This is a genomic window from Lichenicola cladoniae (assembly GCF_013201075.1).
Lineage (GTDB): Bacteria > Pseudomonadota > Alphaproteobacteria > Acetobacterales > Acetobacteraceae > Lichenicola > Lichenicola cladoniae.
Genome location: NZ_CP053708.1, coordinates 3,639,621 through 3,661,600, shown reverse-complemented (window position 1 = coordinate 3,661,600; position 21,980 = coordinate 3,639,621). Strand labels below are relative to the sequence as shown.

The 21,980-nt window shown below is 66.9% G+C and carries 23 protein-coding genes; 18 read left to right on the top strand and 5 right to left on the bottom strand.

The genetic code is table 11. The annotated features are described in order from the left end of the window. Nucleotides 1-27: 27 nt before the first annotated feature. The 3 genes from proC to HN018_RS29420 form a co-directional block, all read right to left on the bottom strand. Entirely contained in the window at nt 28-840 is an 813-nt protein-coding gene (proC, locus tag HN018_RS16575) for a pyrroline-5-carboxylate reductase (protein WP_171833034.1), read from the bottom strand. A 1-nt stretch (nt 841) separates the two neighbouring features. Beyond that, nucleotides 842-1,345: a type III secretion system chaperone family protein gene (locus HN018_RS16570; protein ID WP_171833035.1), complete on the bottom strand. Its 504-nt coding sequence runs from the start codon at nt 1,343-1,345 to the stop codon at nt 842-844. Between the two features lie 215 nt (nt 1,346-1,560). Further along, on the bottom strand, nt 1,561-1,953 hold the full coding sequence (locus HN018_RS29420; protein WP_171833036.1) for an accessory factor UbiK family protein: 393 nt from the start codon (nt 1,951-1,953) through the stop codon (nt 1,561-1,563). A 179-nt stretch (nt 1,954-2,132) separates the two neighbouring features. On the opposite strand from HN018_RS29420, the gene rfaD reads away from it, so the two are divergent. From rfaD to ychF, 11 genes are all read left to right on the top strand, one after another. Next, entirely contained in the window at nt 2,133-3,122 is a 990-nt protein-coding gene (rfaD, locus tag HN018_RS16560) for an ADP-glyceromanno-heptose 6-epimerase (protein ID WP_171833037.1), read from the top strand. 18 nt (nt 3,123-3,140) lie between these two features. Next, nucleotides 3,141-3,974: a prolipoprotein diacylglyceryl transferase gene (gene lgt, locus HN018_RS16555; protein ID WP_171833038.1), complete on the top strand. Its 834-nt coding sequence runs from the start codon at nt 3,141-3,143 to the stop codon at nt 3,972-3,974. A gap of 62 nt (nt 3,975-4,036) precedes the next feature. After that, nucleotides 4,037-5,032: a class I SAM-dependent methyltransferase gene (locus tag HN018_RS16550; protein ID WP_171833508.1), complete on the top strand. Its 996-nt coding sequence runs from the start codon at nt 4,037-4,039 to the stop codon at nt 5,030-5,032. Between the two features lie 8 nt (nt 5,033-5,040). Further along, nucleotides 5,041-5,820, top strand: a complete 780-nt coding sequence (gene pgeF / locus HN018_RS16545; RefSeq protein WP_239478763.1) for a peptidoglycan editing factor PgeF — start codon at nt 5,041-5,043, stop codon at nt 5,818-5,820. Further along, nucleotides 5,811-6,725, top strand: coding sequence for a hypothetical protein (locus HN018_RS16540; protein WP_171833040.1), 915 nt, complete (start codon nt 5,811-5,813; stop codon nt 6,723-6,725). Before pgeF ends, HN018_RS16540 begins: the two co-directional genes overlap by 10 nt. Nucleotides 6,726-6,877: 152 nt before the next feature. Then, entirely contained in the window at nt 6,878-7,810 is a 933-nt protein-coding gene (locus HN018_RS16535) for a ribose-phosphate pyrophosphokinase (protein ID WP_171833041.1), read from the top strand. Nucleotides 7,811-7,817: 7 nt separating this feature from the next. Beyond that, the gene (locus tag HN018_RS16530) at nt 7,818-8,426 is read left to right on the top strand and encodes a histidine phosphatase family protein (RefSeq protein WP_171833042.1); all 609 of its coding nucleotides are present in this window, start codon (nt 7,818-7,820) and stop codon (nt 8,424-8,426) included. Nucleotides 8,427-8,515: 89 nt separating this feature from the next. Continuing rightward, a complete protein-coding gene (locus HN018_RS16525) occupies nt 8,516-9,643 on the top strand; it encodes a Fic family protein (RefSeq protein ID WP_171833043.1) in 1,128 nt (375 codons plus the stop codon). A gap of 133 nt (nt 9,644-9,776) precedes the next feature. After that, nucleotides 9,777-10,487, top strand: coding sequence for a 50S ribosomal protein L25/general stress protein Ctc (locus HN018_RS16520; RefSeq protein WP_239478762.1), 711 nt, complete (start codon nt 9,777-9,779; stop codon nt 10,485-10,487). A 21-nt stretch (nt 10,488-10,508) separates the two neighbouring features. Next, complete coding sequence (gene pth / locus HN018_RS16515) at nt 10,509-11,114, top strand: aminoacyl-tRNA hydrolase (RefSeq protein WP_171833045.1); 606 nt, start codon at nt 10,509-10,511, stop codon at nt 11,112-11,114. Further along, a complete protein-coding gene (gene ychF, locus HN018_RS16510; RefSeq protein WP_171833046.1) occupies nt 11,114-12,208 on the top strand; it encodes a redox-regulated ATPase YchF in 1,095 nt (364 codons plus the stop codon). The genes pth and ychF overlap by 1 nt, the downstream gene beginning before the upstream one ends. Nucleotides 12,209-12,311: 103 nt before the next feature. Here ychF and HN018_RS16505 read toward each other — a convergent pair whose 3' ends face one another. Next, nucleotides 12,312-13,493: an acyltransferase family protein gene (locus tag HN018_RS16505; RefSeq protein WP_171833047.1), complete on the bottom strand. Its 1,182-nt coding sequence runs from the start codon at nt 13,491-13,493 to the stop codon at nt 12,312-12,314. Between the two features lie 182 nt (nt 13,494-13,675). After that, entirely contained in the window at nt 13,676-14,743 is a 1,068-nt protein-coding gene (locus HN018_RS16500) for a potassium channel family protein (RefSeq protein ID WP_171833048.1), read from the bottom strand. Between the two features lie 80 nt (nt 14,744-14,823). Between HN018_RS16500 and HN018_RS16495 the strand changes: the two genes are divergently transcribed. The 7 genes from HN018_RS16495 (at nt 14,824) to HN018_RS16465 (ending at nt 21,906) form a co-directional block, all read left to right on the top strand. Then, nucleotides 14,824-16,722 (top strand): HAD-IIIC family phosphatase, encoded by a 1,899-nt coding sequence (locus tag HN018_RS16495; protein ID WP_171833049.1) that lies wholly within the window; start codon nt 14,824-14,826, stop codon nt 16,720-16,722. A 36-nt stretch (nt 16,723-16,758) separates the two neighbouring features. Continuing rightward, on the top strand, nt 16,759-17,004 hold the full coding sequence (locus HN018_RS16490; protein WP_171833050.1) for an acyl carrier protein: 246 nt from the start codon (nt 16,759-16,761) through the stop codon (nt 17,002-17,004). A 31-nt stretch (nt 17,005-17,035) separates the two neighbouring features. Beyond that, complete coding sequence (locus HN018_RS16485; protein ID WP_239479327.1) at nt 17,036-18,286, top strand: glutamate-5-semialdehyde dehydrogenase; 1,251 nt, start codon at nt 17,036-17,038, stop codon at nt 18,284-18,286. Next, on the top strand, nt 18,283-18,897 hold the full coding sequence (locus HN018_RS16480) for a nicotinate-nucleotide adenylyltransferase (RefSeq protein WP_171833052.1): 615 nt from the start codon (nt 18,283-18,285) through the stop codon (nt 18,895-18,897). The genes HN018_RS16485 and HN018_RS16480 overlap by 4 nt, the downstream gene beginning before the upstream one ends. 184 nt (nt 18,898-19,081) lie before the next feature. After that, entirely contained in the window at nt 19,082-19,579 is a 498-nt protein-coding gene (rsfS, locus tag HN018_RS16475; RefSeq protein ID WP_171833509.1) for a ribosome silencing factor, read from the top strand. Between the two features lie 18 nt (nt 19,580-19,597). Beyond that, entirely contained in the window at nt 19,598-20,053 is a 456-nt protein-coding gene (locus tag HN018_RS16470) for a 23S rRNA (pseudouridine(1915)-N(3))-methyltransferase RlmH (protein WP_171833053.1), read from the top strand. A 560-nt stretch (nt 20,054-20,613) separates the two neighbouring features. Beyond that, nucleotides 20,614-21,906: a DUF4062 domain-containing protein gene (locus HN018_RS16465; RefSeq protein ID WP_171833054.1), complete on the top strand. Its 1,293-nt coding sequence runs from the start codon at nt 20,614-20,616 to the stop codon at nt 21,904-21,906. Nucleotides 21,907-21,980 lie beyond the last annotated feature (74 nt).

Below are 21,980 nucleotides of genomic sequence, written 5' to 3'. Positions count from 1 at the left end.
ACGTGACCTGGCGCCCAGGTCGCGGGCTCAGCTTGCCAGCGTACGCGACCGGGTAGTCGCCTCGCGGATCGCCTGATGCACTGCCCGTGGCCAGGCGTCCTCTGCCATCAGCACCGACAAGGCGGCCTGGGTCGTGCCCCCGGGGCTGGTGACCGCACGCCTGAGGTCCGCGGCATCCTCGTCGGCGGCGGCGAGCAGGGCGCCGGCGCCAGTGATGGTCTCTCGCGCCAGCCGCCGGGCAAGCGAGGCGGGAAGCCCCTGCTCGCGACCGGCGGCTTCGAGCAGTTCGGCCAGCAGGAACACGTAGGCCGGCCCGCTGCCGGATACTGCGGTCACGGGGTCGAGCAGCGCCTCGTCCTCGATCCATGCGACCGAGCCGGCGGCTCGCAGCAGCCGGTCGCACAGATCGCGCTGCAGCGTCCCGACACCGGGCTCGGCGACCGCCACCGAGATGCCCTTGCCGATCGCGGCCGGAGTGTTCGGCATCGCCCGGACCAGGCCGGCGGCAGCGGGAAGCGCCGTGCGCAGGCCGGCGAGCGTGCGTCCGGCCATGATCGACAGCACCACGGCGTCGCCGATCAGCGGCGCGACCGCCGCCATTGCCTGGTCGGCGAGCTGCGGCTTGATTGCCAGGATCACTGCCGCGAATCGGGCTCCGGCCTGGATAGATGCCGCCGTGGTCACTCGGACATGACTATCCGGCGCTGACCTATCGGCAGCCGGATCGATGATCACCGACGGCGACAGGCCTTCCGCGTTCCAGCCGGACAGCAGCGCGCTGCCCATCCGGCCGCAGCCTACCAGCAGCAGCGGTGGAATCAGGGCATCCTGGTCGGCCAATCTAGGCTTCGCCGGCACATTCCAGCATCGCACATTCGAGCGCGTCGGCCGGCGACTTGCCGCCCCACAGCACGAACTGGAATGCCGGATAGAACCGCTCGCACTCGGTCAGCGCGATATCCACCATGTCCTCGAGGCTCTCGACCGAGGCGCTCGCGGTGCCGCGCAGCAGCACCGAATGACGGAACAGCGGCATGCCGTCATCCGGGTCCATGCCGAAATGGCCGATCCAGAGCCGTTCGTTGGCAAGCGCCAGCAGCTCGAACAGGTTCCGGCGCTGCTGGGCGGGCACCTTGAGGTCGAATGCGCAGGTGAAGTGCATCGCGCTGATCTCGCGCGACCAAGAGAAATAGAGGCCGTAGTCGCACCATTTGCCTGGCGCCTCGGCGGCCATCTCGTTGTCGGTGCGTCGGTCGAACGCCCATTCGTAGCCGCCGACGATCTGTTCCATCAGGTCGAGCGGGTTGGAAGCGGGCTTGTTGGAGACGGTATTGAGAGCAGGCATGCGGGGCTCCCCAAATCTGTGGAGGGCGGCTCGGGCATTGGCCCGAGTGCCTACGTCTGCGAACGGGTATTGCACCAATGCGTCGGCGACTGTCGTTCGGACAGCATGCCGGACGTTGTGGGGCTAGCCCGAAGCGAAGCCTATGGATGTGGCGGCGACGCCGCAAGCACCCCTGCCAATTCACACGCGAGTGTGGCGTGCTTGCCTCAGGTCGTTCAGAAGCCGGCGGACGGCACGTCCGAGGACCCATCGTCGATACCGGATCGCGGCGGCGGTCCGCCCGGCGCACCCTGCGCGGCATGCGGGTCATGTTCGCCCGAACCGCCCGGCGTCCCGGTGGCCAGGCCGGCATGTCCCTCCAGCACGGCAAGCCGCGCCTCGAGGGTTGCCAGCCGCGCAGTCGCCGCTTCCTGGCCGTCCCGGGCCGCGGCGGCCAGTTCGCTCACCGCCTCGAATTCCTCGCGCCGGACCAGTTGCAGCGCCGAAAGCGCCTCGTCGACACGCGAACGCACCAGGGCGCCGAGTTCCTCGCCTATGCCTGCGATGGCGGAAAACGCCCCACCGGCAACACCGGCGAAGTCGTCGAAGATCCGGGATCTCTCGGCCATTGTCCTGTCCTCTTCGATACGGCGCACCAGCGGCGCCTGGTTGGTCCCCGTACTCTACGGGACCGCTCCACTTACGGATATGGGCGCCGACCTGCCCGGTTTCATCGCCCGCCCGTTCCCGGCCTGCCGGTCCGGGCCCTGGCTGTTCCAAGTCCGGCCCAGCCTCGTATAAGCGAGGCATGATCCTCGTTACCGGCGGCGCCGGCTTCATCGGCTCGTGCCTGAACGCCACCCTGCAGCAGCGTGGGCTGGACACGGCCCTCGTGGACCGGCTCGGCAGCGACCTGAAATGGCGCAACATCGCCCGGCACCCGCCGCAGCGCCTGCTGCTGCCCGAGCAGCTGGATGAGTTCCTGGGCACGACCACGCAGGGCGGGCCCGGGCTCGACGCCGTGGTGCATTTGGGCGCCATCAGCGAGACCACGGCGCGTGACGGCGACCTTGTCTGGCAGACCAACGTTGCGCTGTCGCAACGCCTCTGGTCCTGGTGCGCGCGGCAACGGGTTCCGTTCCTGTATGCGTCCTCCGCCGCAACCTACGGCGCCGCGGAAGGGGAGGGCGCGTTCTCCGACGATCCGGGGCGCCTGGACGATCTGCGGCCGCTCAACCTGTATGGCTGGTCCAAGCACGCCTTCGACCTTTGGGTCCGGCGCCAGCTGGAAAGCGGCGCCGAGGCGCCGCCGCAATGGGCCGGCCTCAAGTTCTTCAACGTGTATGGCCCGAACGAGTATCATAAGGCCGGCATGATCTCGGTGGTGAAGGTCAAGCACCGGGAGGTCGTGGCCGGGCTGCCGGCGCGGCTGTTCCGCTCGGACCGGCCCGGCCTCGCGGACGGCGCGCAGGCACGCGATTTCATCTGGGTCGGCGACGTGGTGGACGTGCTGCTATGGCTGCTCGATACGCCATCGGTCAGCGGCCTGTTCAACCTCGGTACCGGGATCGCCCGGACCTACCTCGACCTGGCGCATGCGGTGTCCGATGCCGCCGGCGTCGGCCGTCAGGTGGCGTTCGTCGACATGCCCGAAGCGTTGCGCGGCCAGTACCAGTCCTATACCTGCGCCGACATGACCCGGCTGCGCACTGCCGGCTACCCGGGCCAGTTCACCTCGCTCGAGGACGGCGTGCGCCGCTACGTGCAGCGCCTGGCGTCCAACGACCCGTATCTCTGATCCAGGACCCGCCTGCCCATGTTTCCCGTTCTGGTGTTCCCCGAATTCGATCCCGTACTGGTGCAGTTCGGTCCGCTGGCGATCCGCTGGTATGCCCTGGCCTACATCACCGCCCTGGTGATCGGCTGGCGGCTGATGCGCCGGCTCGCGGTGCGGGCACCGGCCGTGGCGACCCCGCTGCAGGTCGATGACTTCCTGACCTGGGCCACGCTCGGCGTCGTGCTCGGCGGCCGCTTCGGCTACATCCTGTTCTATCAGCCCGGCCTGTATTTCTCGCACCCGCTGGCGATGCTGGAGCTCTGGCACGGTGGCATGAGCTTCCATGGCGGCATGCTCGGCGTGGTCGTCGCGCTGATCGTGTTCACCCGCAGGCGCGGCATCAACCTGCTCGGCTTTGCGGACCGGCTCGCCGTGGTGGTGCCGGTCGGGCTCGGACTCGGCCGGCTCGCCAACTTCATCAACGGCGAGCTGTGGGGCCGGCCCGCCGATCCGTCCTTGCCCTGGGCGATGATCTTTCCGCGCGTCGATGCCATCCCGCGTCATCCGAGCGAGATCTACGAGGCGCTGATGGAGGGCGTGCTGCTGCTGTGCGTCATGCTGCTGCTGGCCCGCAGGATCACCATCCGCGAGCGAGCCGGGCTGCTGACCGGCATCTTCCTGCTGGGATATGCGATCCTGCGCGCCATCGGCGAGCATTTCCGGCAGCCGGACTCGTTCCTGAACTACCTGGCCTTCGGCACCACCATGGGGCAGTTGCTCTGCATCCCGATGGCGGTCGCCGGGATCGCCCTCATCGTCTATTCCAGGCGCCAGCCGAAGCTGACGCCGATCCTGCTGCAGGACGCGGCTTGAGCGAAGGCATTCCCCTGGACCCGGCCGGGCCGGCCCTTCCGGAGGAGCGGCTCGACCGCTTCATGGAGCGGGCCAACGCCGCCTACTACGCGACCCGCGATCCGTTCGCCGACTTCATCACCGCGCCGGAAATCAGCCAGGCGTTCGGTGAAATCCTCGGTGCATGGGCGGTCGTGACGTGGCAGTCGATGGGCTCGCCCGACCCGGTGCTGCTGATCGAGGCCGGCCCGGGCCGGGGCACGCTGATGGCGGATGCGCTCCGGCTGGTCGGGCGCCTGGCGCCGGATTTCGCCCAGGCGCTGCGCCTGCAGCTGGTGGAGACGTCGCCGAGGCTACGGGCGATCCAGCACGACGCGCTGGCGCCGGCCACCGCCGCGCCGATCGCCTGGCACGACCGGCTCGAGGATGTGCCGGACGGGCCGTTCATCCTGCTGGCCAACGAGTTTCTCGATGCCCTGCCGATCCGCCAGCTGGTCCGGACGCAGGACGGCTGGATGGAGCGCCATGTCCGGGATGGCAATTTCGTCCTGCACGATTCGGACCCGCCCCCGCCGCCGCTCGACCGGCGCACGGTGGAACCCGGCGGGGTGATCGAGATCTGCGAGCCCGCCCTGGCGATCGCCGGCCTCCTGGCACGGCGCCTGGCCGGTACCGTCGGCGTCGCCCTGTTCCTTGATTACGGCCTGGACCGGCCGGTGGCCGGCGAAACCCTGCAGGCGCTGCGGCAGGGCCAGCCGGCCGATCCACTGCTCGATCCCGGCGAAGCCGACCTGACCGCGCATGTCGATTTTCCGGCCCTGCGCGACGTGGCGCTCGGCATCGGTGCCACCGTGCATGGCCCAGTCGGCCAGGGCGCCTTCCTGACGGCGCTCGGCCTGTTCGCACGCACCGAGCGGCTTGCGCGCGGGCGTCCACCCGGTGAGGCTCGGGCGCTGATCGATGGTGCGCACCGGCTGGCGGCGCCCGAGCGGATGGGGCGCCTGTTCAAGGCGATGGCGGTCTGCCACCCGTCGATCGGCATGCTGCCGGGTTTCGAACCAGTGGAGAGGACAGGATGAACGCAGGCATGACGGTCCAATCCCCGGTGTTCCTGGAAAGCAAGCTGCTGTCGCCATGCCGGCACGGCTTCTTTACCCGGATCGGCGGCGTGTCGGAGGGGCCGTATGCGAGCCTCAATGCGAGCGTCAACAGCGGCGACACCCCGGACGCATTGCGCGAGAACCGTCGCCTGATCGCGTCGGCAATGGGTGTGGCCCCGGAGTTCCTGATGGGGGTGACCCAGACCCACGGGACCGACGTCGCGAGCGTATCGGTGCCCTGGCGCACCGGCGAAGGTCCGCGCGCCGACGCCATGGTCACAGATCGGCCCGGCATCGCGCTCGGCATCATCACCGCCGATTGCGGACCGGTGCTGTTGGCCGACCCGGCCCGCGGCGTGGTCGGTGCGGCGCATGCCGGCTGGCGCGGCGCAGCGGCCGGAATACTCGAAAGCGCCGTGGTCGCCATGCAAGCGCTCGGCGCCCGGCGCGGCGACATCGTGGCGGCGGTCGGACCCTGCATCGGCCAGGCGAGCTACGAGGTCGGCCCGGACGTGCGCGACCAGATCGTCGATGCCGGCACCATCGAGGCGCCGGACCGGTTCTTCCACGCAGGTGCCGGCGACCGGCTACATTTCGATCTTGCAGGCTATTGTGCAGCCCGGCTGCTGGCCTGCGGTGTCGGCACGATCGACGTACTCGGCTGCGATACAAAATCGGACGACACGAGATTCTTCAGCCACCGGCGGCGCACGCTCGGCGGCGGCGGGCCGATCGGCCACCAGATGTCGGTGATCGCATGCGGCTGATCAACCGCCCTCGGCTCGCGGCAATTGCCAGTGTCTGCCTGCTGGCAATGCTGTCGGCTTGCGGCGATCTGCCGCAGCCCTTTGCCGGCAATCCCGGCGCCACCGCCTTGCGGCTGGCCGTGCCACCGCCGGCAAGGCTCGACATCCCGACACCGACGGGCGCGCTGCTGGCTGACCCGCAGGCGCATGTCTGGACCAACGCGCTGGTCACAGCGCTGCTGCAGAAGGAAGTGCCTGCGGTCGCACAGCCAGCTCGCAGGGGTGACTGGCACCTGGCGGTCAAGGCCAGGCTGCATGGCGACCAGGTGATCCCGACCTACCAGATCGTGAGCCCCGGCGGCCACGTGCGCGCCAGCCAGGATGGCACTCCGGTCCCGGCCGGCGCCTGGGTCAGCGCCGATCCCGCATTGCTCGCCGGCAACGCGCAGCTTGCCGCCGTCCAGGTGAACACCATGCTGACCGGCATCCAGGCCGAGCAGGCGCAGACCGACCCGAACAGCCTGCTCAACCGCCCGACCCGCGTCTATTTCACGGGCGTCACCGGGGCCCCCGGCAACGGCGATATCGAGCTCGCGCGCCAGCTGGCGATGCAGTTGCCGGATGGCCGCAACCTGCTGCAGACCACCCCGAAGGACGCCGACTACACGGTCGGCGGGCATGTCTCGATCTCCAAGCCGGACCGGCCCAAGGACGGCGTCCAGCACATCGAGATCGTCTGGACGGTGCAGAACGCCAAGGGCCACGAGGCTGGCAAGGCGACCCAGCTGCACGACGTGCCGGCGCATTCGCTCGACGGGTTCTGGGGCAATGTCGCCACCGATGCGGCCCAGGAGGCGGCGGGCGGCATACGCGAGGTGATCGCCAACAACGAAGGCCGGCCCCATCCGCCGCTGCCCGGTTCCTGAGGGTCTTCCCGAAAGCCACGCTGCGCGGGCAATCACGCGGTGACCGTCCGCCATCGCGTGACAGCGCCGGGTGCCGTTGATAGAACGCGGCGGCGCTGGTCCCGGCTTTGCCGTGACCATGGCCGGACTGGCCGCTTCCGGAGCCTCACGCCATGAAGATCGTCGCCTGCAACAGCAACCGGCCCCTGGCCGAAGCAGTTGCTTCCGCGCTGAACCTGCCGCTCTGCAAGGCGGTGGTGCGACGCTTTGCCGACATGGAAATCTTCGTCGAGATCCAGGAGAACGTCCGCGGCGAGGACGTGTTCGTGGTGCAGAGCACCTGCTACCCGACCAACGACAACCTGATGGAACTGCTCATCATGATCGACACGCTGCGCCGGGGTTCGGCACGGCGCATCACCGCTGTCATGCCGTATTTCGGCTATGCGCGGCAGGACCGGAAATCGGGCCCGCGCACCCCGATCAGCGCCAAGCTGGTCGCCAACCTGATCGTCGAGGCCGGCGCCAACCGGGTGCTGACGATGGATCTGCATGCCGGCCAGATCCAGGGCTTCTTCGATATCCCGGTCGATAACCTGTTCGCCGCACCCCTGTTCACGCGCGACATCAAGGAGCGCTATGGCAATCGCGACCTGATGATTGTCTCGCCCGACGTTGGCGGCGTGGTGCGGGCCCGTCAGCTGGCCAAGCGGCTGAACGTCGATCTCGCGATCATCGACAAGCGACGCGAGCGTGCCGGCATGTCCGAGGTGATGAACGTGATCGGCGACGTGTCCGGCCGGCACTGCCTGCTGGTCGACGACATCATCGATAGCGGCGGCACCTTCTGCAACGCGGCCGATGCGCTGATCGGTCGCGGCGCCAGTTCGGTTGGCGCCTATGTCACGCACGGCGTGCTGACCGGCGGCGCGGTCTCGCGCGTCGCCGCATCGCCGATCGAGATGATGACGATCACCGACAGCATCCTGGCCACCGACGCGGTGCGCTCGGCCGCCAACATGCGCCAGATCACCATTGCCCAGCTGCTTGCCAACGCCATGCGGGCAGTGTCGGATGAAAGCTCCGTCAGCTCGCTGTTCGATTGAGAGCCTCATGACTGCACGATTATCCACACGACCGTTCTGGTATCTGCGCCATGGCGAAACGGACTGGAATGCCCGTGGCCTGAGCCAGGGCCGTTCCGACATCGAGCTGAACCAGAACGGGATCGAACAGGCCGAGCGCGCCGCCCAGGTGATGGCCAAGCACTGGGACGATTTCGCGCCGATCACCCGCATCGTATCCTCGCCTCTTAAGCGTGCCTTTCGCACCGCCGAGATCGTGGCGCAGGCGCTGGCCACTCAGGATCGGGTGCTGCTGCCGATCACCACGGAGACCGACCTCCAGGAGGTTTGTTTCGGCGAGCAGGAAGGCCAGCCGATGGGGAGCTGGTACGATTCCTGGATTGCGGGCGATTACACGCCGAAGGGTGCCGAGGTTTTCCAGGACCTGGTGTCGCGTGCCGTCGGAGCCGTCGATCGGGCGACCTCCGGCGAGGGTGCGGCGCTGATCGTCTGCCACGGCGCGATGTTCCGGGCGCTGCGCATGGCGATGGGGCTGCCGGCCAACGTCCGGCTGCAGAACGCAGTGCCGTTGTGGCTGACGCCAGGCTCGCCAGAGCCGCTGCCGTGGGTGCTGACGGACGTTACCCAGCACGGGTAGACCACGGTTGCGGTGAATAATCGCTTATTCGCCGCACACTATGCGGCGAATAGCTGCTATATTTACCGCATGATGTGCGGCGAATAGTCATGGCGGGACCAACTTACATCTGGCAGTTGCCGGACTGGCCGGCGTTTCGCTGGGACGGCGTGGTTCTGCTGCCGCGCCTTGCCGAGGTCCGGCACCGGCAGGGCTTGTTCCTGGGCCTGATGCGCAGCGTCGGGCTGCATGCGCGCCTCGAGACCGAACTCGAGACGCTGTCGCAGGACGCGCTCAAGACTTCCGCCATCGAAGGCGAGACCCTGGACACCGACAGCGTTCGCTCCTCGATCGCGCGCAGACTTGGGGTGGATCTCGGCCTGGACGATACCGGGCCTCGCGACCGGCGGGCCGAAGGGCTGGCCGACATCCTGTTCGACGCCACCAGGCACTACGACGCCCCGTTGACCGACGGGCGGCTGTTCGGATGGCACGCCGACCTGTTCCCGGTGGTGCAAACCAGAAAACACCCGATCGATGTCGGGTGCTGGCGGAGCGACTGGCTCGGCGCCATGCAGATCGTGTCCGGCCTGTATGGCGCCAAACCCAGGCTCCATTACGAAGCGCCGCCCGCATCGCGTGTCCCGGTGGAGATGCAGCGATACCTGCACTGGTTCAACCACACGAGCGTGAGCCTCGACCCGCTGCTGCGCGCCGCACTGGCGCATCTGTGGTTCCTGACCATCCATCCGCTGGACGATGGCAACGGCCGCATCGGCCGGGCCGTGGTGGACCTGGCGATCGCGCAGATGGAGCGCACCGGCAGCCGCTTCTATGCCTTGTCGGCGCAGATCGAGCGCGAGCGGAAGGGCTATTACGACACGCTGGAAGCCGCCCAGGGCGGCTCCCTCGACATCACCGCCTGGCTGGTCTGGTTCATCGACTGCTACGCCGGTGCGATCGAGGCCGCCGAAGGCTCGACCGCCAGGGTGCTGGCACGTGCGGCCTTCTGGCAGGCCCAGGCCGGGACAGCGCCTTTCAACGAGCGCCAGCAGGCCATGCTCGGGCGTCTGCTCGACGGGTTCGAGGGGCATGTCACCGCCCGCAAATGGGCCTCGCTGGGCCATTGCTCGGCCGATACGGCCCAGCGTGATATCGCCGGGCTGGTCGCGCGCGGCCTGCTGATCCGCAACGAGGGCGGCAGCCGCTCGACCAGCTACCGTTTCGTGGTGAGCTGAGACAGGCCAAAAGCTTGCCTCGCAAACGGTTTTTCGCTAGATGCGCGCCTTCGCGCTTGGCGTTTCGCCTGGAAGCGTGCGTCCACGCGCTGGCACCCCTGGAGGCCGGCGCGTTTCCATTCAGGAGCAGACAGTGACCAATTTTACGACGATCGAGGCTTCGACGCGTGAGGAGGCTGGTAAGGGGGCGGCGCGCGCAACGAGGCGTGAAGGGCTGGTCCCGGCCGTGATCTACGGCGCGAGACAGCCGGCAACGCTGATTTCGCTCGACCCGCGCGTGGTGATGCGCGAGCTGACCAAGTCCGGCTGGCGCTCGCGCCTGTACGAGGTCAATGCCGGCGGCGGCGCTTCCGTGCGTGCGCTGATGCGCGAAGTGCAGCTGCATCCGGTGACCGACCGTCCCATCCATGTCGATTTCCAGCGACTGGCACCGGGCGAGCAGATCAAGGTCGCCGTCCAGGTGGTGTTCATCAACGAAGAGACCTCGGTCGGCATCAAGCGCGGCGGTGTGTTGAACGTCGTTCGCCACACGATCGAAGTGTCGGTCGACCCGGACCATATCCCGGCGAACTTCACCGTCGACCTCGCTGGCCTGGACATCAACGACAACGTGCGCTGGTCGGACGTCAAGGATGTCGAGAACGTGCATCCGGTGATCGCGGACCGCGACTTCGTCATCGCGACTGTCGCGGCGCCGACCGTGGTTGCCGAGCTCGAGCCGGTTGCCGCAGCAGCGGCTGCACCGGCCGCTCCGGCAAAGGGTGGCAGCAAGGCGCCGTCCAAGCCCGCAGCGGGCAAGCCGGCCGCAGCAAAGCCGGCCGCCAAGCCCGCCGGCAAGAAGTAGGCCGCACGGACCCTGACGCCGATGCTGCTCTGGACCGGACTCGGCAATCCCGAGCCCGGGATGGCGCGGCAGCGGCACAATATAGGGTTCATGGCGATCGATGCGATCGCACGCCGCCACGGCTTCTCGCCGTGGCGGAAGCGATTCAAGGGCGAGTTCTGCGAAGGCCAGGTCAGCGGCATCAAGGTGCTGGCGCTGAAGCCGCTCACCTACATGAATGCGTCCGGCGAGAGCGTCCAGGCGGCGGCCGCGTTCTACAAGATGCTGCCCGATTCCATCACCGCCTTTCACGACGAGCTCGACCTGGCGCCCGGCCGGATCAGGGTGAAGCGGGGCGGCGGTGCTGCCGGGCATAACGGGTTGCGGAGCATGGATCGCATGCTGGGTATGCCCGACTATTGGCGGGTGCGCCTCGGTATCGGCCATCCGGGCTCCAAGGAGCGGGTCACCGGCCACGTGCTCGGAGACTTCGCCAAGGTGGACCTGCCCTGGCTGAGAACCATGCTCGACGCAGTCGCGGATGCGGCGCCGTTGCTGGCGGCGGGATTGCCGGACGGAAAACCTGAATTGTTCATGACGCGCGTCGCCCTTCTCGTTGGCGATCAGGGCTCGAAGGATCAAAACTGATGGGCTTCAATTGCGGCATTGTCGGACTGCCGAACGTCGGCAAATCCACCCTGTTCAACGCGCTCACCGCAACGGCGGCGGCACAGGCGGCGAACTATCCGTTCTGCACAATCGAGCCTAATGTCGGCCGCGTCGCGGTGCCCGATCCGCGGCTGCAGGCGCTGGCCACCATCGGCAAGTCGCAGAAGATCGTGCCGACCAGCCTCGAGTTCGTGGACATTGCCGGCCTGGTGCGCGGCGCCTCGCGCGGCGAGGGTCTCGGCAACCAGTTCCTCGCCAACATCCGCGAGGTGGATGCCATCATCCACGTGCTGCGCTGCTTCGAGGACGATGACGTTACCCATGTCGAGGGCTCGGTCGATCCGATCCGCGATGCCGACACGGTCGAGACCGAGCTGATGCTGGCCGACATGGACAGCCTGGAAAAGCGTCTGCTGCCGCTGCAGAAGAAAGCCAAGAACAACGACCGCGACGCCCAGGCGCAGGTCGCGATCATGGAGCCGCTGCTGGAGGTCCTGCGCGCCGGCCAGCCGGCCCGCACCGCGATCCCCAAGGGCGAGGAGGAGGCGGTGCGCCGGCTCCAGCTGATGACCAGCAAGCCGGTGCTGTATGTGTGCAACGTCGAGGAAGCTGCGGCCGCCACCGGCAACGCGCAGTCCGAGCGTGTCGCCGCGAAGGCCCGTGCCGAGGGTGCCGCAATGGTGGTGGTGTCCGCCGCGATCGAGGCGGAAGTGAGCCAGTTGCCGGAAGCCGACCGGACCGAGTTCCTGGAAGGGCTCGGCCTGTCCGACAGCGGCCTGGACCGGGTCATCGCCGCCGGCTACCGCCTGCTAGGCCTGACCACCTATTTTACCGTCGGCCCGAAGGAGACCCGTGCCTGGACCATTACGGTCGGTACGAAGGCTCCCCAGGCTGCCGCGGTGATCCATAACGATTTCGAGCGTGGGTTCATCGCCTGCGAAACGATTGCGTTCGACGACTACATCGCCTTCAAGGGCGAAGTCGGCGCCAAGGAAGTCGGCAAGATGCGTATCGAGGGCCGCGAATACCTGGTGAAGGACGGCGACGTCCTGCTGTTCCGCTTCAACGTCTAGGCGGCGGGCCGCCGAGGCATGTCAAGGATCGGCGCCCTGCGTCGGCTTCGGCAAGCGCCCCCGCCTCCCGTATAGACGACATTCGAGTGGGAGACCGACGAGATCAGTCGCCGGCTGCCCCTAAAGGCAGCGCCAGCCGCTTTCGGTCGCCTCGGCGTTCGATCGTCACCCGGTAACCGGCAGTGACTTTCCGTCCCAGCCGCTGCGACGGCTGCTCGACCAGCCGATAGCAGACGATACCGGCCACGAGGCACATCAACACCACGCCGCAGAGCCCGGCGATACGAACGCTCAGCGACTGCATTGCCAGCCATTCGCCGGCGGACCAGCTCACGAGCTTGATGATCATGAAATGCACCAGGTAGAAGGAGAACGAGATGCGCCCGAGGGATATCGCCAGCTTCGACGATAGCATCGCATCGATCGGGCCGCGCTGGTAGGCGAGCCCGAGTATGAGAGCGGCAAACCCGAATACATCGAGCACCGGCAGGACCGGCACGAACCAGGTCATCAAGAGAAACAGGCACGCGGCGACGGTCATCGGCACGGCAGCCGGCACCCAGCGATCCCCGGCAATCTGGTAGGCGCGATTCAACGCGATCCCGGCCAGGAAGCAGAAGATCATTCGTATCGAGCCGAAAGTACCCGTGGGGTTATTGTTTGCATGGTGAGCCACGAACAGGATTGCCGTCAGCACGACGAGACTGAGCACTGCGTACAACACGCAACGAGATGCCGACCGCTCACGCATCAGCCCCCAAGCCATGGCTGGGAACAGTAGGTAGCCGAGCACCTCGGCGCTCAATGTCCAGGAGACGATATTCCATTCCCCAAGCTTGAGCACTGTCCAGCTCTGCACGAGCAGTAGCGTCTGCACGAAGCCGGGAAACGAAAGGTTCTGCGCCCGGTAGGCAGCGTGCGGATCGGTCCAGCTGCGCTCGGTCGCGACATAGCCGGGTAACAGAACGACCACGACCAGCATTGCCAGAAGCATTGCGGTGTTGAGCGGATAGACGCGAAAAAAACGAGCCAGGAAGAACTGGCGCAGATCATCACGCCGAATGCTGCTGAACTGGTCGGCATGCACGTGCATCAGGATGAAGCCGGACAATACGAAGAACAGGTCGACGCCACGGAAGCCGTTGAACAGGAACACCGAGTGGAGAAGTGAAGGGGCAGCCAAGACCCAAGCGGCGAGGCCATAGAAGTGGCTGAGAAATACCCAGACCGCGGCAATACCCCGGACCCCGGTCAAACTCGGAATGCCCCTCCCCGCCCCTGCCACATCGTATCCTTTTTGGGAATAGCGGCTAAAACGTAACGTAGAACGCGAAACGAATCCAAGTCTCTTTTTAGCGCACCGCACCGGGCTCGGCCTGTGTTCACCATTTTTGATGGATCATGACGTGCCGGGACCAGGTGCCGTAGCCGCGTTGGTTCGCGGCCCATGGGCATTCCGGCCGGAGCTCACCGTCTGATCGGCCCGCCGCGGCCAGTTCGCACTGGCGCGCGAAACCCGTCCAGTGCCACCGCCCGGCCGGTGCGGGCGACCAGGGTGAGGCCGGAACCCTTGCCGACCCGCATGTTCGGCTCGGCGCGTTTCGGCTCCTCGTTCTGGCCGGCCTGAACCGACAGGATCAGGAAACCGTTCTCGGCACGCCGCTCGATCTCGGCGATCCGGCGGCCGTCGAACGGGCTGCCTTCCTCGACCGCGACCACATGCAGCTCGAGCCCGAGCCGGCGCAGGCCGGTCGCGGCATCCTGGTTCTCCGATGGCCGGCGGAGCGCCTCGGAGAGTTCCGGGTAGAGAATGATCTCGGCAATGCGTTCCGCGCCGATATGGGTCGGCAGCACCACCCTGTCGGCACCGGCCTGCAGCAGCTTGCGTTCGGTGGACGGTGCCTCGCCGCGGGCGATGATGGTGAGCTTCGCGTTCAGGCTGCGGGCGCTCAGCGTGATGAACACGTTGGCGGCATCGTCGGGCAGCACCGTGGCCAGGGCGCGCGCCGTCAGGATGCCGGCGCGCTGCAACGTTTCCTCGTCGGTCGCGTCCGCGTTGAGGCAAAGGAACCCCTGTGCCTGCGCGCCCGCCATCCGCTCGGGGTTGCGTTCCAGGATGAGGAACGGCACCTGGCCGGCAACCAGTTCGTGCGCCAGCATCTGGCCGATGCGGCCATAGCCGCAGATGATGATGTGGCCTGACAGGTTCTCGATCTGGCTCTTCATGCGTCGGGTTCCCAGGATCTCGTTGAGCTGGCTGAAGGTGATGAACTGGACCAGCGCGCCGGTCAGGAAGATCGTGCCGGAACAGCCGAGCACGATCAGGCCGATGGTGATCGCCCGGAGCTCCGGCCCCTGGACGGCGTGCACCTCCTCGTAGCCGACGGTGAACACGGTGAGCACCGTCATGTAGAGCGCGTCGCCGAAGCTCCAGCCGACCGAAACATAACCGGTGATCGCCAGCGCCATGACCGCCAGCACGAACACGACGCCGCCGATCAGATTCCGCACCGGCTTGCCGAGCGCCGAGTTCATGCGCCGCCCACGCCAGGTCCGGCGAATTGACACCCGGCCACGTGGCAGGAACGATGCGGGCCAGCCCGTTCGAGGTCTCGATGCCCAAGCCTAGCCTCGCCTGGTTGCCGGAACCCACCGATTTCGTGCCCCGGATCAAGGCGCTCGAGGCCGCCGGAGCGGTGGCCTGGGCGGATCTGGTGGCACTCGCCAACCACCGCCTCGACTTCCTGAAAACCGAACGCCTGGACCGGCTGCTGCAACGTCATTTCGCCGACGCGCCGCCGCCCGGGCTGGCGACCAGGCCGGTCAGGCTGGCGGTCCTCGGCTCCTCCACCACGGTGCATCTGCTGGCTCCGATCCGGGTCGCGGCACTCAGGCGCAACATCTGGCTGACCCTGCACGAGGGCGAGTATGGCCAGTATCAACAGGAACTCGCCGACGTCGATGCGGAACTGCACCGTTTCCGGCCGGATATCGTGCTGCTGTCGTTCGATAGCCGTCATGTGACCGCCGGCCTCGATGTCGCCGCCGATCAGGCCGGCGCCGACGCGGCACTCGAAGACGAATTGTCGCGCATGCGTCGATGCTGGTCGCTGGCCAGGTCGATAGGCGCGGCGGTCATCCAGCAGACGGTGATGCCGACCCTGCCGACGCTGATGGGCAACAACGAACAGCGTCTGTCCGGCTCGCCGCTTCGACTGATCGCCCGGCTGAACGCGGCGCTGCGCCCGGCGGCGGACGAGGCGGGCGTGCATCTGCTGGCGCTGGACGATGCGTCGGCGCGGGACGGTATCGCCGACTGGCACGACCCCGTGCTGTGGCACCGCGCCAAGCAGGACATCACCCCGGTCGCGGCGCCGGTCTATGGCGACATGGTCGGGCGGCTGGTGGCAGCACTCCAGGGTCGCTCGTCCAAGTGCCTCGTGCTCGATCTCGACAACACGCTGTGGGGCGGGGTGATCGGCGATGACGGGCTGGAGGGGATCGCGATCGGCCAGGGCTCGGCGCTCGGCGAGGCGTTCCTGTCGGTGCAGGCCTATGCGAAGTCGCTCGCCAAGCGCGGCGTGATCCTCGCGGTGTGCTCCAAGAACGACGAGGCCAATGCGCTGTCGGCGTTCGAGAGGCATCCGGAGATGCTGCTGAAGCGCTCGGACATATCGGCGTTCGTCGCCAACTGGGACGACAAGGCGACCAACCTCCGCCGCATCGCCGCGGACCTGAGTATCGGCCTCGACAGCCTGGTGTTCCTCGATGACAACCCGTTCGAGCGCAACCTGGTGCGCGCCGAACTGCCTGAAGTCGGCGTGCCGGAAATACCCGGCGACGACCCCGCCCTGATGGCGCAGGTGCTGGCCGATGCCGGCTATTTCGAGGGCCTGTCGATCACCGGCGAGGATCGCGCCCGCACCGTGCAGTACCAGGCGAACCGCGAGCGGGCGGCGCTGGAAAGCTCGGCGACCGACATGCCGGCCTACCTGCGCAGCCTCGACATGCAGCTGGTGTGGCGCCGCTTCGACCGGATCGGGCTCGGCCGGATCGTCCAGCTCATCAACAAGACCAACCAGTTCAACCTGACCACGCGACGCCGGACCGAGCAGCAGGTGGCGACGCTGATGGAGGATCCGAACGCGTTCGGTCTGCAGCTCCGGCTGCTCGACCGCTTCGGCGATAACGGCATCATCGCCATCGTGATCGGCCAGGTCGACGCGGCCAGGGTGTGCCACATCGATACCTGGCTGATGTCGTGCCGGGTGCTCGGCCGCGGCGTGGAGGACGCCACCCTGGCGCTGATCGCCCGGACCGCCGCGGCGACCGGGGCGGAGACGCTGGTGGGCGAATACATCCCGACTGCGAAGAACGGCATGGTGGCGGGCCATTACGCCAGGCTGGGCTTCTCGGACCATGCGGCCCAGGCGCATGGCGGACACCTGGCCCGCCTGCGGCTGCATGACTTCGTGCCGGCAGACAGCTACATGGCAGTGACCGAGGGCGCCTGACCGCGTCGCCTACCACCATCCAGGAGAGTTTCAGACGTGGCGACGGAAGCAGAAGTTTATGCAGGCCTGACCGAAGTGTTCCACGAGGTGTTCGGCGACGACACCATCAGGCTGACCCCGACCACGTCGGCCGAGCAGGTGGCCGGCTGGGATTCGATCAAGATGGTGACCATCATCATCAGCGTCGAGCAGCAGTTCGGCATCAAGCTCCGCTCGCGCGAGGTCGACCAGCTCAAGAATGTCGGCGACCTGGCCACGCTGGTCCAAGCCAAGGCCGCCTGAAGCCGGACCGGGTGCCGAGGACAGGGGCGTGATGCATTTGGACGAGAGCTGGATCGCCGGAGCAGCCGCCAGGGCGCGTGCCGCGAGCCGCGTGCTGGCGCAATCGAGCGGCGAGACCCGCAACCATGCGCTGACCGCGGCGGCGGCGGCGATCCGTGCCCGTAGCGCCTCCATCCTGGCCGCCAATGCGCTGGACGTCGCGGCCTCGACCGCCTCCGACGCCTTCCGCGACCGGCTGACCCTTAACCCGGCACGGATCGAGGCGATGGCGCGGGGCCTCGACGAGATCGCGGCACTGCCCGATCCGCTTGGCCGCGTGCTGGCGGAATGGACCCGGCCGAACGGCTTGCGGTTCCGCCGGGTGGCGACGCCGGTCGGCATCATCGGCATGATCTACGAGAGCCGTCCCAATGTCGGCGCCGACGCCGGCGGGCTGTGCCTGAAATCCGGCAACGCGGTGATCCTGCGCGGCGGCTCCGAGAGCCTGCGCAGCGCGCGCGAGATCCACGCCGCCATCGTCGAGGGCCTGGTGCAGGCCGGGTTGCCCGAGGCGTGCGTGCAGATCCCGCCCGACGCCGACCGTGCCCATGTCGCCGCCATGCTCGGCGCCGCCGGGCTGATCGACCTGATCATCCCGCGTGGCGGCCGATCGCTGGTCGAGCGGGTGCAGCGGGAGGCCAGGGTGCCGGTGCTCGCCCATGCCGAGGGGCTCTGCCACACCTACATCCATCGCGCGGCCGACCCCGAGATGGCGCGCGCGCTGATCGCCAATGCCAAGATGCGCCGCACCGGCGTGTGCGGCGCGACCGAGACGCTGCTGATCGACGAGGCGATCGCCGGTTCGCTGCTGCCGATGATCGTCGACGATTTGGCCGCACTCGGCTGCGATTTCCGCGCCGACCCGGCCGCCTGCGCCATCGTCCCCGGGCTCGTCGCTGCCTCCCCGGCCGATTTCGATACCGAGTGGCTGGGCCCGGTGCTGTCGATCGCGGTAGTGCAGGATGTCGATGCGGCATTGGCGCACATCGCGCGGCACAGCAGCGCGCATACCGAGGCGATCGTGACCGCGGACGAGGCGGTGGCGTGCCGGTTCCTGGCCGGCACCGACAGCGCGGTGGTGTTGTGGAACGCCTCGACGCAGTTCTGCGACGGCGGCGAGTTCGGCTTCGGCGCCGAGATCGGCATCGCCACGGGGCGTGTGCATGCGCGCGGACCGGTCGGCCTCGAGCAACTGACGATCTTCCGCTACGAGGTGATCGGGTCCGGCCAGATCCGACCGTGAGCCGCATCCCCCCCGCCGGAGACACCCGCCGCCTCCGGGTCGGCCTGCTGGGCGGGTCGTTCAATCCCGCGCATCACGGCCATCTGCTGGTCGCCCGGCAGGCGCTGGCGCATCTGCAGCTCGACCAGGTGTGGCTGCTGGTCTCGCCGGGCAATCCGCTGAAGCCGCGCCACGGCATGGCGCCGCTGGCCACCCGCCTGGCCGGCGCCAAGGCGCTGGTGGACGGGCGGCGCATCATCGCCACCGACATCGAGCGCATCATGCGCACCCGCTACACGGTCGACACCATACGCGGCCTGAAGCGGCGCTTCCCGCGGATCCAGTTCGTCTGGCTGATGGGCGCCGACGGGTTGGCCGAGCTGCCGCGTTGGCGGCGCTGGCGGGAAGTGGTGCGCGCGGTGCCGATCGCCGTGCTGCCGCGCCCGTCCTACAACCACCGCGCACTGGCCGGTCGGGCGGCGCTGATGCTACGGCATGACCGGCGGCCGGCCCGCGAGGCGCCGGTCCTAGCCGACCGTCCCGCACCCGCCTGGGTGTTCCTGACCGCTCCCCAGACCGACATTTCCGCGACCAAGCTGCGCCTGGCGAACGGCTCTTCCGGGACTGCCTAGGGGGTCTGTGCAACGCAATGCTTGGCCCTGGCGCCGGAGAAGCCGATAAGGCGCACCAGACCACCATCGCCCAGACCTTTCATGATGCAGGCCGTGATCGAGAATCATGTCCGGCAGGAGACTTATCATCGCCAGGAAGCCCATTGCCGAAACCGGCAAGCCCACCCGTGCAGCCGGCGCGTCCATGCCGTCCGCATCCCTCGCCGAAGTCGCCAAGGCTCCTGGCACCGCCCGCAAGAAGGCCGTCGTTGCCGGACCGCAGGGCGCGCGGGGCCGCAAAATCGTGCGCGAGCCGCTCGATGTCGCGGCACTGGACAAGTATCTCGGCGTCATCACCGAGAGCCTGGCCGACGACAAGGGCGAGGACATCGTCACGCTCGACCTGACCGGCCGCGCCTCGTTCGCCGACCGGATGGTGATCGCGACCGGCATCGCCGACCGCCAGATCAGCGCGATGGCGACGCATCTGGAGACCAAGCTCAAGGAAGTCGGCCTCAAGCAGCGCGTGCTGATCGAGGGCGCCGGCAGCTCGGACTGGGTGCTGCTCGATGCCGGCGACATCGTCGTGCATCTGTTCAAGCCGGAAGCGCGGGCCTTGTACGGGCTGGAGCGCATGTGGGGCGCCGACCTCGACGAGCCGGCCGAGGCCGAAGCTGAAGCCGAACAGCCCGTCAATTCGTAGGAACGGCCTCCGACCGCCATGCGCCTGATCGCGGTCGGACGGCTGAAGGACGGCCCGGAGCGGGCGTTGCTGGAACGCTACCAGCAGCGCCTGAACCCGAAGCTGGAGATGATCGAGGTCGCCGAAGGCCGTGGGGCTCCGGTCGAGATCAAGCGTCGCGAGGCGCAGGCGCTGCTGGCCTGCCTGCCGACAAACGCGCTGGTGGTGGCACTCGACGAAGGCGGCGAACGTCCGGACAGCGTGATGTTCTCGCAGCGGCTGGAAACTTGGCTCGGCAGTGCCCGTCCGCTGTGTTTCCTGATCGGCGGCGCCGAAGGCCTGGACGCGACGGTTATGGCCCGCTCGGACACCAGCCTGTCGCTAGGCCCGATGACCTGGCCGCACATGCTGGTGCGGGGGTTGCTGGCGGAACAGCTTTACCGGGCGAGGGCGATCAGCACCGGCCACCCGTATCATCGGGCCGGCCGACCATGAGACCGACCGTCGTCCGTATTCGAGCGCGAGCCCTGCTGTTGATGGAGTTGGATGACTCGAAGATGAAGACTGCGTGCTCGCCGTCTCAAGTGACGACTGCTTGTTGCGCCCACAGAGTAGAGATCCCATCCTTGACCTTTGAGCGTGTCCGCCATTCTTGTTCAAGAAAAGCCGTAGGCGATGCCCAGAGTCAATCGTGATCCTGAGTGAGTAGCGGAGATGGAGGATGAGCAACCTGAATGACCGGTTTGCGCTCATGTCGGCCGTTGAGGCGGCCTTCGCCACTTTCTGAGCGCGGCCATTGCGAAGTGCAGTCCGATACGTCGGGGTGGCGCCAGAAGCAGAAGTCCATTTCTCGCTGGAAACTAGGCCCTGATAGCGGCATCGTTCTCACATTCCGAAGCCGTACCTAAGGACCAAGTTCTATGCGACGGTTAAGCCTAACTCAAAACTGCACGAAAGGCGCTCCAGAGTTCGCGGTTGAGCCATAAGCAACTCCAATCGCGGAATCGCAAGCAGATGTTAAACTATGCTATTGGAACTGCGGGTGGAGGGATTGCATGCCGGCGAAGATCCGAGTGTTCGTGAGCAGCACCATGGACGACCTCGCTAACGAGCGTGAGGCAGTCGTCGAGGTTATCAAGAGCCTTAATTTCGAGCCGGTGAACACCGAAGGCATCCTCCCGAACGGCGGCACAAGCTGGGACGTCCTGGAGCCAGAAATTCGAACTTCCCTAATTTGCATTCTGATCCAAGGTGAACGGTATGGCTGGATACCGATGGGCGGTTATGGCGCCGACAAAGGCAAGTCCGTTACCCATCTCGAGATCGACGTCGCCCAAGATCAGGGGATACCGATCCTGCCTTTCTTCAAGAAGCTAAAGTACGGGGCAGATTCGACCAGCGACGATGCGATTCTGAGGGACAAGTTCCGTAAGGAAATCGCCGACTGGAAGAGCGGTTTATTTCGCACCGAGTTCAATCTTGCATCTGACCTGAGAGGAAAAGTATTCCAGGCGTTGCTTGACGTGTTCACCAGCTCATACCTGCGCACCGCGGTAGAAACTCAAGTCTCGAAGATAGCAGCGCAATCGCCAGTCGAGCTTACCTCCGCGAGCCGAGCACCGCCGACGCCTCCGAGAGACGCTGCCGCGCCGCCCGAGGTTCTGTTCGCTGGCGCAGGATTGTCGCTCAGTGCCGGCTATCCGAGCGCAAACGCCTTGGCGGGAGTTGTCGGCCAGGCTCTCGGCCTTGATTCAGACCAGACGTCACGCCACAGCCTAGCTCAGTTATTCGAGGTGGCCGAAACGACGCTCGGACGCGCCCGAAGCCTCAGTATCGTCGGCGAACTCCTCAATCCGCCTCTGCCCGTCGAGCCTACGCTGGCTCACGTGGCGGCGGTGCAGCGGTTTCCCATCATCCTGACCACCAACTACGACCGGCTGTTCGAGCACGCTTGCGAAATGCTCGCGATCCCATATGCCGTGCGAACGCCAGGTGATTATGTGAAAGGCGATGCAAAGCCGGCGGTCACGATCTTTAAGATCGATGGGTCGATGGACCGCCCGACGACGCTCGTTCTAAGCACCGCCGATGCGGATCGTGCGCGGATGGACAGGCTTTTTTGGGTTGCGGTTGAGGACGTGCTGAAGACGTCCCGGCCAATAGTCATCGGTCACTCGATGCGCGACGCGAACAGTCTGAGCCTCATGAACGGGCGAAACCGGAAAATTAAAGGAATCTATGTTGCGCCCACGATCGATCCCATCGACGGGCGCTTGCTGCTTGAGCGGCTCAACCTTGAGGGCGTCGAATGCTCGGCTAGCGACTACCTTTGGAAAACACCGCCGTAATAGCGATAGGATGCGACTCTATGCGCCAGGAGCGAACTCTTGCCCTACACCGTGATCAGATACTCGGACGGATT

Coding starts and splice junctions, on each gene's coding strand:
- HN018_RS16570 (WP_171833035.1), bottom strand. CDS start 1,345: ATGCCTGCTCTCAATACCGTCTCCAACAAGCCCGCTTCCAACCCGCTC.
- HN018_RS29420 (WP_171833036.1), bottom strand. CDS start 1,953: ATGGCCGAGAGATCCCGGATCTTCGACGACTTCGCCGGTGTTGCCGGT.
- rfaD (WP_171833037.1), top strand. CDS start 2,133: ATGATCCTCGTTACCGGCGGCGCCGGCTTCATCGGCTCGTGCCTGAAC.
- lgt (WP_171833038.1), top strand. CDS start 3,141: ATGTTTCCCGTTCTGGTGTTCCCCGAATTCGATCCCGTACTGGTGCAG.
- HN018_RS16550 (WP_171833508.1), top strand. CDS start 4,037: ATGGAGCGGGCCAACGCCGCCTACTACGCGACCCGCGATCCGTTCGCC.
- pgeF (WP_239478763.1), top strand. CDS start 5,041: ATGACGGTCCAATCCCCGGTGTTCCTGGAAAGCAAGCTGCTGTCGCCA.
- HN018_RS16540 (WP_171833040.1), top strand. CDS start 5,811: ATGCGGCTGATCAACCGCCCTCGGCTCGCGGCAATTGCCAGTGTCTGC.
- HN018_RS16535 (WP_171833041.1), top strand. CDS start 6,878: ATGAAGATCGTCGCCTGCAACAGCAACCGGCCCCTGGCCGAAGCAGTT.
- HN018_RS16530 (WP_171833042.1), top strand. CDS start 7,818: ATGACTGCACGATTATCCACACGACCGTTCTGGTATCTGCGCCATGGC.
- HN018_RS16525 (WP_171833043.1), top strand. CDS start 8,516: ATGGCGGGACCAACTTACATCTGGCAGTTGCCGGACTGGCCGGCGTTT.
- pth (WP_171833045.1), top strand. CDS start 10,509: ATGCTGCTCTGGACCGGACTCGGCAATCCCGAGCCCGGGATGGCGCGG.
- ychF (WP_171833046.1), top strand. CDS start 11,114: ATGGGCTTCAATTGCGGCATTGTCGGACTGCCGAACGTCGGCAAATCC.
- HN018_RS16500 (WP_171833048.1), bottom strand. CDS start 14,743: ATGAACTCGGCGCTCGGCAAGCCGGTGCGGAATCTGATCGGCGGCGTC.
- HN018_RS16495 (WP_171833049.1), top strand. CDS start 14,824: ATGCCCAAGCCTAGCCTCGCCTGGTTGCCGGAACCCACCGATTTCGTG.
- HN018_RS16485 (WP_239479327.1), top strand. CDS start 17,036: ATGCATTTGGACGAGAGCTGGATCGCCGGAGCAGCCGCCAGGGCGCGT.
- rsfS (WP_171833509.1), top strand. CDS start 19,082: ATGCCGTCCGCATCCCTCGCCGAAGTCGCCAAGGCTCCTGGCACCGCC.
- HN018_RS16470 (WP_171833053.1), top strand. CDS start 19,598: ATGCGCCTGATCGCGGTCGGACGGCTGAAGGACGGCCCGGAGCGGGCG.
- HN018_RS16465 (WP_171833054.1), top strand. CDS start 20,614: ATGCCGGCGAAGATCCGAGTGTTCGTGAGCAGCACCATGGACGACCTC.